12 protein-coding genes are annotated in these 12,172 nt (G+C 60.8%); 6 read left to right on the top strand and 6 right to left on the bottom strand.

Annotated features, from left to right (window positions below; translation table 11 throughout):
• The 6 genes from MK745_RS05335 to coxB all read right to left on the bottom strand — a co-directional run bounded on the left by MK745_RS05335 (position 1) and on the right by coxB (position 4,221).
• Positions 1-678 (bottom strand): SURF1 family protein, encoded by a 678-nt coding sequence (locus MK745_RS05335; protein WP_243612243.1) that lies wholly within the window; start codon positions 676-678, stop codon positions 1-3.
• 107 nt (positions 679-785) lie between these two features.
• Positions 786-1,595 carry a cytochrome c oxidase subunit 3 gene (locus tag MK745_RS05330; RefSeq protein WP_243612242.1) on the bottom strand — a complete coding sequence of 270 codons (810 nt, stop codon included), beginning with the start codon at positions 1,593-1,595 and terminating at the stop codon, positions 786-788.
• Positions 1,596-1,623: 28 nt separating this feature from the next.
• Positions 1,624-2,199, bottom strand: coding sequence for a cytochrome c oxidase assembly protein (locus MK745_RS05325; RefSeq protein WP_243612241.1), 576 nt, complete (start codon positions 2,197-2,199; stop codon positions 1,624-1,626).
• Positions 2,199-2,360, bottom strand: coding sequence for a hypothetical protein (locus tag MK745_RS05320; protein WP_243612240.1), 162 nt, complete (start codon positions 2,358-2,360; stop codon positions 2,199-2,201). The genes MK745_RS05325 and MK745_RS05320 overlap by 1 nt, the downstream gene beginning before the upstream one ends.
• A 4-nt stretch (positions 2,361-2,364) precedes the next feature.
• A complete protein-coding gene (gene cyoE, locus MK745_RS05315; protein WP_243612239.1) occupies positions 2,365-3,303 on the bottom strand; it encodes a heme o synthase in 939 nt (312 codons plus the stop codon).
• Positions 3,304-3,369: 66 nt separating this feature from the next.
• The gene (gene coxB, locus MK745_RS05310; RefSeq protein WP_243612238.1) at positions 3,370-4,221 is read right to left on the bottom strand and encodes a cytochrome c oxidase subunit II; all 852 of its coding nucleotides are present in this window, start codon (positions 4,219-4,221) and stop codon (positions 3,370-3,372) included.
• A 184-nt stretch (positions 4,222-4,405) separates the two neighbouring features.
• Here coxB and tldD point away from each other — a divergent pair, with 184 nt between their 5' ends.
• The 6 genes from tldD (at position 4,406) to MK745_RS05280 (ending at position 11,940) form a co-directional block, all read left to right on the top strand.
• Positions 4,406-5,827 (top strand): metalloprotease TldD, encoded by a 1,422-nt coding sequence (tldD, locus tag MK745_RS05305; protein WP_243612237.1) that lies wholly within the window; start codon positions 4,406-4,408, stop codon positions 5,825-5,827.
• Between the two features lie 102 nt (positions 5,828-5,929).
• Positions 5,930-7,075 (top strand): DNA-processing protein DprA, encoded by a 1,146-nt coding sequence (gene dprA / locus MK745_RS05300; RefSeq protein WP_243612236.1) that lies wholly within the window; start codon positions 5,930-5,932, stop codon positions 7,073-7,075.
• Between the two features lie 168 nt (positions 7,076-7,243).
• On the top strand, positions 7,244-9,781 hold the full coding sequence (gene topA, locus MK745_RS05295; protein WP_243612235.1) for a type I DNA topoisomerase: 2,538 nt from the start codon (positions 7,244-7,246) through the stop codon (positions 9,779-9,781).
• Positions 9,782-9,927: 146 nt separating this feature from the next.
• Positions 9,928-10,497, top strand: coding sequence for a L,D-transpeptidase (locus MK745_RS05290; RefSeq protein ID WP_243612234.1), 570 nt, complete (start codon positions 9,928-9,930; stop codon positions 10,495-10,497).
• A 108-nt stretch (positions 10,498-10,605) separates the two neighbouring features.
• Positions 10,606-11,310: a CoA transferase subunit A gene (locus tag MK745_RS05285; protein ID WP_243612233.1), complete on the top strand. Its 705-nt coding sequence runs from the start codon at positions 10,606-10,608 to the stop codon at positions 11,308-11,310.
• 3 nt (positions 11,311-11,313) lie between these two features.
• Positions 11,314-11,940, top strand: a complete 627-nt coding sequence (locus tag MK745_RS05280; RefSeq protein ID WP_243612232.1) for a CoA transferase subunit B — start codon at positions 11,314-11,316, stop codon at positions 11,938-11,940.
• Positions 11,941-12,172: the final 232 nt, after the last annotated feature.

Here is a 12,172-nt window from a genome sequence, read left to right as displayed (position 1 = left end):
TCAGGCCTTTTTCGTTTTGCGCATGCGCAGGAGGTAATAAAGCGTCATGAACACCCAGACAATCGCCAGTCCATACCAAGTGACAATATATTCGAGGTGATCGTTGGGGATTCCGGAGGTATCGACCGGCAAGGGCGCCAGTGTCGGCGTTTCAACCGAGGACTGACGCAGGATGACGAGGATCGGTTCGGCGTTGAGAGCGGCGGCCATTGTCGGCACATCGCGCGAGAACCAGATATTGCCCGCCACGTCATTCTCGGGCGTGAAACTATCGATTTCCACAGGCCAATGGAGATTGCCACCAATGTTCATCGGGCCGGTGACGCGGGAGGTCTCCTTGTCCTCAATGGCGACAAAACCCCGGTCGATCATCAAGCGACGGCCGGTCTCAGTCTCGAAGGCAGAGATGATACGATAGCCCGCGCCGAGCTCTTTCGTGGAGACGAGCACGTGCAATTCATCGTTCGTCATTGTGCCTGTCGTAGTGACGGGCAGGAAGCGGTCGGCTTCGGGATCGGGCATCGCGGGAACAGCCACGGGCGCGTCGTTGATCCGTGCCTCGATCGCCGCGAGATAGGCCTCTTTCTCGGCCAGACGGCGCACCTGCCAATTGCCCAGAGACACGAGGATCGCGGTGCCAACAATACCGAAGACGAGAGGCAGGATAAGGCGGGACACGGGGGCGGGATTCCTTGCAAAGAAAAAGTCGCGGGCTGCTTGGCAACCCGCGACCTGACTTACGTGTTTTGGGGGCAGTGTTTCAACCGCAAACCCCGATCCGACGCTTAGCCGCCCCAGATGTAGACGGCGGCGAAGAGGAAGAGCCAGACAACGTCCACGAAGTGCCAGTACCAGGCTGCGGCCTCGAAACCGACGTGGTTTTCGGGGGTGAAGTGACCACGCATCAGGCGGATCAGGCAGACAAACAGGAAGATCGTGCCGACGACCACGTGGAAACCGTGGAAGCCCGTCGCCATGAAGAAGTTCGCGCCGTAGATGTTGCCGGAGAAGCCAAAGGCCGCGTGGCTATATTCATAGGCCTGGAAGATGGTGAAGATGATGCCGAGACCGATGGCGATCACGAGGCCCCATTTCATGTCCTGGCGGTTGTTCTCATGCGCAAGAGCGTGGTGCGCCCAAGTCGCCGCCATACCCGAGCAAAGCAGGATCAGCGTGTTGATGAGCGGCAGGTGCCAAGGGTCGAAGGTCTCGATACCAGCGGGCGGCCAAACGCCATCGACGCCGGGGCTGATCCCATCGGGGTGCATCGGGTAGATCGCGTGCTTGAAGAAGCTCCAGAACCATGCGGCGAAGAACATGACTTCGGACATGATGAAGAGGATAAAGCCGTAGCGCAGGCCGATCTGGACGACCGGAGTGTGATCGACGCCGTTGTTGCCCTCGGCGACAACGTCCGACCACCAGCCGAACATGGTATAGAGAACAACCACCAGCCCGATCAGGAACATCCAGGGCATGTCATTGGCCATCCAGAGCACCGCCCCGAAGAGCATGATGAAGGCCCCGACCGATCCCAGAAGGGGCCAGGCCGACGGCGGCAGAATATGATAGTCGTGGTTCTTAGCGTGCGCCATTTTCGTTATTCCCTCGTTGGAAGGCTTCTTAGTTTACTTCAGTTTCGGTTTCCTGCGCGAGCGCCGCTGTGGTCTCGGGCAGGTCGATTTCGTGGAACGTGTAGGACAGGGTGATGTGGGTCACGTATTGCGCATCCCGGTCCTCGACGATCTCGGGGTCGATGTAGAAAGAGACGGGCATAGAGATACGCTCGCCCGGTTGCAGCACCTGCTCTTCAAAGCAGAAGCAGTCGATCTTGGTAAAGTAGCCGCCTGCCTCGTAGGGGAAGACGTTGTAGCTTGCCGATCCGGCAATGGGGCGGTCCGTCGGGTTGTAGGCCTCGTAGAAGGCGAGCCCGGTTTCCCCGATACGGATTTCCATCGTGCGCTGAACGGGTTTGAACTCCCACGGGAAGTCGCGTTCTTTGCTGCCGTCAAAACGGACCTTGATGGTCTGTTCGAGAATTTCGCCCGACCCATCCTCGGCCACACCCGTGGTGCCACCAAAGCCTGTCACCCGGCAGAACCAATCGTAGAAGGGCACAGAGGCCCATGCCAGCGCACCCATGGTCACGACGACGCCGAGGGTCTGGGCCAATGTCTTGATCTTGGGGTCCATCGCCATCAGTTCTGAATCCTTGCGTTTTCAGGTTCGTAGTCGCCGCGCGTGACCTTGACCACGGTCAGGCCGAACACGATGGCGATAAAGCCGACAAGCACCAGCGCGAGGCCGATATTGCGGCCAAGGCGGCGTTTGTGGAGTTCATGTTCCTCACGAAAGCTCATGGTCTTACCAGCCCCCCATGCCATAGCGCGCCAGCGTCGCCTCGACGAGGATCGCACCGAAGTGCAGGAACAGGTAAAGCAGCGACAGGCCGAAGAAGCTCTTTTCGCGCTTGTAGGAATCGGCTTCGGCGGTCGCTTCGTCGCGACGCCAGATCGAGATCGCCCCAATGAGGAACAGACCGTTCAGGAGAAGCGCGGTCGCCAGGTAGATCGGGCCGCCGACGCCGGTAAAGGCCATGCCGATGGCCACGATGGCGAGGAGGATCGTATAGACGAGGATATGGTTGCGGGTCACGCGGCGCCCGTGGGTCACGTGCAGCATCGGCACCCCCGCATCCTTGTAGTCCGATTTCATGAACAGGCAGAGCGCCCAGAAATGCGGCGGGGTCCACATGAAGGTCAGGGTGAACATGAGGACGGATTCGATCGAGACACCGCCCGTCGCCACGGCCCAACCGATCATCGGGGGAAAGGCGCCCGCAGCACCACCGATGACGATGTTCTGCGGCGTCCAACGCTTGAGCCACATGGTGTAGATCACCACGTAGAAGAAGATAGTGAAGGCGAGAAGCAGCCCGGCAAAGACGTTCGCAGCCAGCGCCAGCATGATGCAGGCAAAGGCCGAAAGCGTGATGCCGATGGCAAAGGCCTCATCGCGGGTCACCTTACCGGCGGGGATCGGACGACCCTGGGTGCGTTTCATCACCGCGTCGATATCTGCGTCCCACCACATATTGAGCGCACCGGAGGCGCCGCCGCCGACCGCGATGAACAGGATCGAGGCGAAGGCAATGAACGGGTGCACGTCCACGGGAGCCGCGAGCAGGCCGACAAGCGCTGTGAACACGACAAGCGACATCACGCGCGGCTTCAGCAGGGCGAAGTAATCGCCAAAGCTGGCCTCGTTGAAATCTGCTTGGCTGTTAACGCTTGCGTCGCTCATGCTCGCTTCCTTCCTGGAAGGGATGCACGATCACGCGCATCCCGGGTCTGGGTCAGATCGACCGGATCACTCTGCCGAGGCGAGTTGAACGCGGCTCGGAAGGGTCGAGGGATCGCCAGCATATTCGTCGATCGCGCCCTCGAGCCATGCGTCATAGGCCTCTTGCGAGACGACCTTGACGGTGATCGGCATATAGGCGTGGTCCTTGCCGCAAAGCTCGGAACATTGGCCGAAGTAGATGCCCTCACGCTCGGCCTTGAACCAAAGCTCTGCGAGGCGACCCGGCACAGCGTCCTGTTTCACGCCAAAGGCGGGAATGGTCCAGGAGTGGATCACGTCGGCGCCAGTAACTTGCATGACGATGGTCTTGCCTACGGGCACGACGACCTGTGTATCGGTGGCGAGAAGGTATTCGTCATCGTTATAGCCATATTCGGCAAGGTCTTCGCGCGGCAGCAGGAAGCTGTCAAAGCCGAACTCGTGGTCGACATACTCGTACCCCCAGTACCATTGGTAACCGGTCACTTTGATGGTGATGTCGCCTTCGGGGATCTCTTGCTGTTTGAACAGCACCGGCAGCGAGAAGGCACCGATGAAGACCAGAATGATGATCGGACCGATGGTCCAAGCGATCTCAACCGGGGTGTTGTGGGTAAAGCTTGCCGGGGTCGGGTTGGTGCGCCGATTGTAGCGCACGAAGATGTAGAGCATCAGCCCCGCCACCAAGGCGACGATCCCAGTAATGATGACCAGAATCATATGGTCCAGAGACTGGAGGTCACGAGCCAGTTCGGTCGCCGCCGGCTGGAAGCCGAGGCCACGCTCGATCGGCTTACCGACCGTTTCGACGTCTTGTGCAAGCGCCGAAGACGCGGTGAGAGCTGCCATCAGGCTCAGGATTTTCGTTTGAATTCGCATAGTTCACCCTGATCGGTTGCGTTCTTGTTCGTTTCTGTTCCGATGCAAAACACCGCCGTATACGACGGCATCCCGCGCTTGTGTTGACGATAGAAACCATATTCTATCCGCCAAATATAGAAGCAGGTCCGCGACAAACGGACGCTTTTCTTGATATAGATCAAATTCCGAAGGGAAAATCCATATGACTCAGATCAAATTCTTGCCGTTCGAGGCACTTATCGACCAAGATTTTGCTCTTGCAGAGTTGCAGGCCGCGACGGAAGGGGCCGATGACGGTGAATTGTTCCTTGAACGGCGCCGCGGAGAGGTTCTGGTCTTCGATGACGGTCGGCTACGCAATGCTTCGTATGATGCTTCCGAGGGATTCGGCCTGCGCGCGGTGCGCGGCGAGGTCTCGGGCTATGCGCATAGCTCGGAAATCTCCGAATCAGCGCTTAAGCGCGCGGTGCAGACGGCGCGGCTTGCCGTTGGTGAAGGCGGCGGAGCGCTCGCCGCTGGACCGAAGCGCACCAACCGACAGCTTTACATGGATCGCGATCCAATCGCCGACGCGGCCTTTCCCGTCAAGATCGAGACATTGCGCGAGATCGACGCCTTTGCCCGCGGTCTTGACCCGCGTGTGGTGCAGGTGACCGCCTCGGTCGCCGCCTCGCATCAGGAGGTTGTGATCCTGCGCCCGGACGGCTCTCTCGTGAGCGACAGCCGTCCGATGACCCGCGTGGATGTCTCGGTCATCGTTGAGAAAGACGGCCGCCGCGAAAGCGGGAGCGCCTCGGGCGGTGGGCGCATCGGACTCGACGGATTGCTCGAGCCGGTCGATTGGCAACGTAAGGCACGCGAGGCGCTTCGTATCGCGTTGGTGAACCTCGAAGCGGTTCCTGCCCCGGCAGGCGCGATGGATGTGGTGCTTGGTCCCGGCTGGCCGGGTATTCTCTTGCATGAGGCGGTGGGTCACGGCCTAGAAGGAGATTTCAACCGCAAGGGCTCGTCCCGGTTCTCGGGCCGGATCGGGGATCAGGTCGCAGCAAAGGGAGTCACGGTTGTCGATGACGGCACCCTCCCCGACCGGCGCGGCTCGATCACTGTCGATGACGAAGGCACCCCCTCGGGGCGCAATGTCTTGATCGAGGACGGGGTGCTTGTCGGCTATATGCAGGACCGCCAGAATGCACGTCTGATGGGGGTCGAGACAACGGGGAACGGGCGGCGCGAAAGCTATGCGCACCCACCGATGCCGCGCATGACCAATACCTATATGGAAGGCGGCGACGCCGATCCGGCGGATCTTGTCGCGTCGCTCAAGGATGGCATCTATGCGGTCGGCTTTGGTGGCGGGCAGGTCGATATCACCAATGGCAAGTTCGTTTTTTCCTGCACCGAGGCCTACCGCGTGCAAGACGGCAAGATTGGTGCGCCGGTCAAGGGCGCGACGCTGATCGGGGACGGGCCAACCGCGATGGGCCAGATCCGAGGATTGGGCAACGACATGGCGCTTGATCCGGGCATGGGCAATTGCGGCAAGGCGGGGCAATGGGTTCCGGTCGGTGTCGGCCAACCCACGGTTCTCATGGGCGGATTGACGGTCGGTGGCGCCGCGACCTGAGCGAGAGATAATATATACGGAGTGGCTCCGGTCCTGCGGTGGTTTACGCGCTGTTAACCAGACGTGCGTTAGACATGATTCTGCAAGCAGGCGGAGCCACGGATGACCGGAACTATCTCTTCTTCCACTCACCCCCAACTCCCACCCACCACGGAAGAACAGCGGGTTTCGTGGCTCCGTCTTTTGCGCTCGCGCCGCGTTGGCGTGACGACTTTTCATCGCCTACTCAAGGAATACGGCTCGGCCGAGGCCGCGCTCGATGCGCTCCCTGCCATCGCGCAGGAGGCGGGCGAAGACAGCTATCGCACCTGTGACCGCGGCCGCGCCGAACGCGAGCTTGAAGCCGGTGACAAGGCGGGCGCAACCCTTCTCCTTTGGGGCAGCGCCCCCTACCCGCGCACCCTTGCCGAGATCCCAGATGCGCCACCGCTCCTATGGACGATGGGGCGCGGGGATCTTCTGCAACGTCCCTTGGTCGCCATCGTCGGAGCGCGCAACGCATCGTCACTTGGCACACGCATGGCCCGCGCCCTTGCCCGCGACCTCGGCGAAGCAGGGTTCACCGTCGTCTCGGGACTTGCCAGAGGCATCGACACGGCGGCGCATCTGGCCACGTTGGAGACGGGGACAATCGCGGTTCTCGGCGGCGGGGTCGATGTGATCTACCCGGCGGAGAATGCCAAGCTTGCCGAGGATATTGCCTCTCGCGGCCTGCGCCTTTCCGAGCAACCGATGGGAATGCAGCCGCAAGCGCGCCATTTCCCGGCCCGCAACCGGATCATATCAGGTCTTGCCCGTGCCGTGATCGTTGTCGAGGCCGCGGCCCGCTCCGGAAGCCTGCTGACCGCACATGGCGCGCTGGATCAGGGGCGCGACGTACTGGCTGTGCCGGGACACCCGTTTGATGCCCGTGCCTCCGGCTGCAATATCCTACTGCGCGACGGTGCGACCCTCGTGCGCGGCGCACAGGACGTGATCGAGGCCATCGGCCCGGCCACGGCCCCCGCCAGACCCGTCGAACAGATCGAGATGCCGCTTGCCGAAACCCCACGTGAGGCGCGCACGCTGCGTGAAACGGCGAAGCTGCACAAACAGATCCTCGACCGTCTCGGCCCCGCCCCGCTCGCTGAGGATCAACTCATCCGCGATCTCGCCAAGCCTGCGGCGGATGTCGCGCCGGTCCTGATCGACCTCGAGATGGAGGGGCAGATCCGGCGGCAGGCGGGCGGCTTCCTGTCGCGCGCCTAGAAGCCTTCGCGCGCGCCCTCTCCCTGCCCAGAGCCCGGGCAGAAAGGGGTGCTCACCGTGGTTCAAACAGGTCAATTTTCCCTGCGACGCAAAGGGCGCATTGACATTCCCCCCCTCAAGACCACATTTTCCGCCGCCAGAGCATTTCCAAAAGTCGGTAGAAAAAACATGCCCGTTGTTGTCGTCGAATCCCCGGCCAAAGCCAAAACAATCAATAAATATCTGGGGTCCGACTATACCGTTCTCGCCTCTTACGGCCATGTGCGAGACCTGCCGCCAAAGGATGGCAGCGTCGATACCGACCAAGATTTCGAGATGACGTGGGAGGTCGGCACCGATTCGCGCAAACATGTGAAAGCGATTGCCGATGCGCTCAAGGAAGACAACGCATTGATCCTCGCGACCGACCCCGATCGCGAAGGCGAGGCGATCAGCTGGCACCTTGAGGAAGCCCTGCGCAAACGCCGCGCGATCAAAAAGGACACCCCCGTAAGCCGCGTGGTGTTCAACGCGATCACCAAATCCGCCGTCACCGAGGCGATGCAGAACCCGCGCGACATCGACCAACCGCTTGTCGATGCCTATCTCGCACGCCGGGCGCTTGACTACCTCGTAGGGTTCAACCTTTCGCCCGTCCTTTGGCGCAAACTGCCGGGCGCGCGCTCGGCGGGGCGCGTGCAATCGGTCTGCCTGCGTCTCATCGTAGAGCGCGAGATGGAGATCGAAGCGTTCAATCCACGCGAATATTGGTCCGTGAAAGCGCTTCTCGCAACACCGCGCGGCCAGGAATTCGAGGCCCGTCTCACGGTCCTCGGTGGGCAGAAGCTCGACAAATTCGACATTGCGACCGACACCGCCGCGGAACTTGCCGTGCAGGCGATCTCGTCGCGCGACCTCGTGGTCAAGAGCGTCGAGGCCAAACCGGCGAGCCGCAACCCTTCGCCGCCTTTCATGACCTCGACCCTGCAACAGGAAGCGAGCCGCAAATTCGGCATGGGTGCGCGCCAATGCATGAGCGCGGCCCAGCGTCTCTACGAGGCCGGCTACATCACCTATATGCGGACCGACGGCATTGACATGGCCCCCGAGGCCGTGGCGGCGGCGCGCGACGCGATCAAGGATCGTTATGGCGCGGAATATGTCCCCGCCTCCCCGCGCATCTACAAGAACAAGGCCAAGAACGCGCAGGAAGCGCACGAATGTATCCGCCCAACCGAGATGACCCGCACGGTGGACGACCTCAAGGCGGCCGAACCGGATCAACGCAAGCTCTATGATCTGATCTGGAAACGCACGCTCGCGTGCCAGATGGAAGGCGCACGGCTTGAGCGCACCACCGTCGACATCGCGAGCGGCGATGGCGAGGTGGGCCTGCGCGCGACCGGGCAGGTTGTGCAGTTCGACGGTTTCATGCGCGTCTATGAAGAGGGTCGCGACGATCAGGTCGTGGATGACGACGACAAGCGCCTGCCTCAGATCATGGAAGGGGAAGCCACCGACAAGCGCTCGATCAGCCCAGAGCAACATTTTACCCAACCCCCGCCCCGCTATACCGAAGCGACACTGGTCAAGAAGATGGAAGAGCTCGGCATTGGCCGTCCCTCGACCTATGCAAGCGTCATCACGACGATTCAGGACCGGGAATATGTCCGCAAGGACAAGAACCGCCTCTTCCCAGAGGACAAGGGCCGGATCGTGACGATCTTCTTGCTAAACTTCTTCCGTAAATATGTCGGCTATGAGTTTACCGCCGATCTCGAGGAAGAGCTTGATGATGTCTCGGCGGGCAATCGCAATTACAAGAACGTGCTGAACCGGTTCTGGAAAGATTTCTCGGCGGCGATTGCTGAGACCTCGGAACTGCGCATCACCGAAGTGCTCGACGTGCTCGACGAGGCGCTCGCACCGCAGCTTTACCCGCCGCGCGAGGATGGCTCCGATCCGAGAATCTGCCCCAAATGCGGCAATGGGAAATTGCACCTCAAGACCTCGCGCACCGGCGGGTTTGTGGGCTGTGGCAACTACCCCGAATGCACCTACACGCGTCCCATCGCAGGCGAAGGTGCCGATGGCGACGAACGCGTACTCGGCGAGGATCAGGGCGACGAGATCTGGCTCAAGTCGGGCCGCTTCGGGCCTTACGTGCAACGCGGTGAGCCGACGCCGGAGAACAAAAAACCGCCGCGCGCTTCGCTGCCGAAAGGGTGGAACAAGGACGAGATGACGCTTGAGAAGGCGCTGGTGTTGCTGAGCCTGCCGCGCGAGATCGGGGAACACCCGGAGGGGGGCGTGATCTCGTCGAACTTTGGCCGTTTCGGACCCTATGTCATGCATAAGCTGCCGGATGATGCGAAACCGGTCTACGCCAACCTCAAAGATCCCGAGGATGTCTTCGAGATCGGCATGAACCGGGCTGTGGAACTTCTGACGGAGAAGCGCAACAACCCACGCGGACGCGGGCGGACGGCAGCCAAGCCTTTGAACGAGCTTGGAGATCATCCCGAGGACGGTGGCGCAGTCAATGTCATGGAGGGGCGCTATGGGCCCTATGTCAAATGGGAGAAGGTCAACGCGACGATCCCCAAGGACGTGAAGCCCGAAGACGTCACCATGGAGATGGCGGTTGCGCTTATTGCTGAGAAGGCAGCCAAGAAAGGCACCAAACGCAAACCGGCGGCGAAGAAGAAGACTGCCGCGAAGAAATAGGACGGACGCGCGCGCAAACAGGCGGCGCTTTGCCCAGAGTGGTGGGTGCGCGCGACGTCACATGCGATGTCACCGATATGTGATTTGCCTCTTTGCTAGCCGCAGCGCAGCGTGCAGCCCAATCGAGCACGCGAACAGGAAATCACATGTCCAAGACGGATCTTACGCGGCGCGGTCTGATCGCCGCCCTTCCCGCCCTCACCCTCGCCCCTGGCGCAGCTTTGGCCGAGCTTGGCCGCGGTGACCAAGAACCGGTTAACCGCATCATTTCGAGCTTTCGAGAGCAGGATTGGCGCGATCATTTCGACGATCTCGGCAAGGCGAGCATCGTGGCTGACACCGTGTCTCGGGCGCTGCATTTCTGGAGCGGCGATGGAGAGACCTACCGGGTGTTCCCGACCTCCGTGCCCGCCTCGGATGAGTTGACAAAACGCGGCTATACGGAGGTTGTGCGCAAAAAGATCGGCCCGGACTGGACCCCGACGCCCTCGATGATCGAGCGCAATCCCGAGCTCAAATACATGCCGCCGGGACCGGATAACCCCTTGGGAACGCACGCGATGTATCTTGGCTGGCCCGCTTATCTCATCCATGGGACGCATGACACGCGCAAGATCGGGCGCAAGAGCTCGGACGGGTGTATCGGGCTTTATAACGAGGCGATTGCGCAGTTGTTCGAGATCACCCCGGTCGGCACACAGGTCCGCATCATCTGATCCGGACGCGGGGCGGACAGTAGAAATACGTACTCTGTCCCGTATTCGTTGACTCTCTCGTGACGCGCCGTCACAACACGGGCAATTCCGGATCATAGGGAGAGTTCCATGAAGAAGGTCTATGCAAACGCAAAGGAAGCCCTCGACGGTATCCTGCGCGATGACATGCTTATTGCGGCAGGTGGCTTTGGCCTCTGCGGCATCCCCGAGCTTCTGCTCGAGGCGATCAAGGAGTCGGGCGTCAAAGACCTGACTTTTGCGTCCAACAACGCGGGCGTCGATGATTTCGGCATCGGCATCCTCCTGCAGACCAAGCAGGTCAAGAAGATGATCTCGTCCTACGTCGGCGAGAACGCAGAATTCATGCGCCAGTATCTTTCGGGCGAACTCGAGCTTGAGTTCAACCCGCAAGGCACGCTCGCCGAACGTATGCGCTCTGCAGGTTGCGGCATTCCCGGTTTCTATACCAAAACCGGCGTCGGCACGCAGATCGCCGAGGGCAAAGAAGTCAAGGTTTTCAACGGGGAAGAGTATATCCTTGAAGAGGGTATCTTTGCCGACCTGTCGATCGTCAAGGCATGGAAAGCCGACACCACGGGCAACCTCGTCTTCCGCAAGACCGCGCGCAACTTCAACCCGCCGGCGGCAATGTGTGGCAAGATCTGTGTCGTGGAGGTCGAGGAAATCGTCGAACCCGGCGAGCTTGACCCCGACAACATCCACCTGCCGGGCGTCTACGTGCATCGCATCATTCAGGGCGAGCACGAGAAGCGCATCGAAAAAGTGACCACCCGTCCGCGTGAGGAGGCTTGATCCATGGCTTGGGACCGTAACCAGATGGCCGCACGCGCGGCACAGGAACTCGAAGACGGCATGTATGTGAACCTCGGCATCGGTATTCCGACGCTCGTGGCGAACTATGTCGGCGACAAGGATATCACGCTCCAGTCCGAGAACGGGATGCTGGGGATGGGGCCTTTCCCGTATGAGGGTGAGGAAGATCCAGACCTAATCAATGCGGGTAAACAGACGATTACCGAGCTGCGCCGCACCTCCTATTTCGACAGCGCCACCTCCTTTGGCATGATCCGGGGCGGCAAGATCGCTGCGGCGATCCTTGGGGCGATGGAAGTCGACGAGAAGGGCGACCTCGCGAACTGGATGATCCCCGGCAAGCTCGTCAAGGGTATGGGCGGCGCGATGGACCTCGTGGCCGGTGTTGGTCGCGTCATCGTCGTCATGGATCACACCAATAAACACGGTGATTCCAAGGTGTTGAAAGAATGCACCCTGCCGCTCACCGGTAAGGGCGTGGTCGATCGCATCATCACCAACCTCGGCGTTCTCGACGTGGTCGAGGGCGGGCTGAAGATCGTCGAATGCGCCGATGGCGTGAGCGAGGATGAAATCCGCGCCGCAACGCAGGCGACCATCGTCGGCTGATTTTGATGTCGGTGTAGATACAATGGCCCGCGCGATTCGTGCGGGCCTTTTTCGTTGTGCGACCGATGGTTAAGGCGCAAAACCTGCTGCTGTATCACGTCGGTATTCCGTCGGTATTGCGTCTGTCTGGACCTCAGGAAACGTAATGTTAATGCAGCGTGCGGCGAGGGTCAGTCGCATGGCACCGGGTAGATCAGAGCGAACCGCTCCCCGGCGCGATATTGGTCAAGGC

This window comes from Shimia aestuarii (assembly GCF_022814865.1).
Classification (GTDB): Bacteria; Pseudomonadota; Alphaproteobacteria; order Rhodobacterales; family Rhodobacteraceae; genus Shimia; species Shimia aestuarii_A.
Note: the sequence above shows the minus strand (reverse complement) of the source record. Positions and strands in the feature narration are given on the sequence as shown.

Coding starts and splice junctions, on each gene's coding strand:
- topA (WP_243612235.1), top strand. CDS start 7,244: ATGCCCGTTGTTGTCGTCGAATCCCCGGCCAAAGCCAAAACAATCAAT.
- coxB (WP_243612238.1), bottom strand. CDS start 4,221: ATGCGAATTCAAACGAAAATCCTGAGCCTGATGGCAGCTCTCACCGCG.
- MK745_RS05320 (WP_243612240.1), bottom strand. CDS start 2,360: ATGAGCTTTCGTGAGGAACATGAACTCCACAAACGCCGCCTTGGCCGC.
- MK745_RS05285 (WP_243612233.1), top strand. CDS start 10,606: ATGAAGAAGGTCTATGCAAACGCAAAGGAAGCCCTCGACGGTATCCTG.
- MK745_RS05290 (WP_243612234.1), top strand. CDS start 9,928: ATGTCCAAGACGGATCTTACGCGGCGCGGTCTGATCGCCGCCCTTCCC.
- cyoE (WP_243612239.1), bottom strand. CDS start 3,303: ATGAGCGACGCAAGCGTTAACAGCCAAGCAGATTTCAACGAGGCCAGC.
- MK745_RS05325 (WP_243612241.1), bottom strand. CDS start 2,199: ATGGCGATGGACCCCAAGATCAAGACATTGGCCCAGACCCTCGGCGTC.
- tldD (WP_243612237.1), top strand. CDS start 4,406: ATGACTCAGATCAAATTCTTGCCGTTCGAGGCACTTATCGACCAAGAT.
- dprA (WP_243612236.1), top strand. CDS start 5,930: ATGACCGGAACTATCTCTTCTTCCACTCACCCCCAACTCCCACCCACC.
- MK745_RS05330 (WP_243612242.1), bottom strand. CDS start 1,595: ATGGCGCACGCTAAGAACCACGACTATCATATTCTGCCGCCGTCGGCC.
- MK745_RS05280 (WP_243612232.1), top strand. CDS start 11,314: ATGGCTTGGGACCGTAACCAGATGGCCGCACGCGCGGCACAGGAACTC.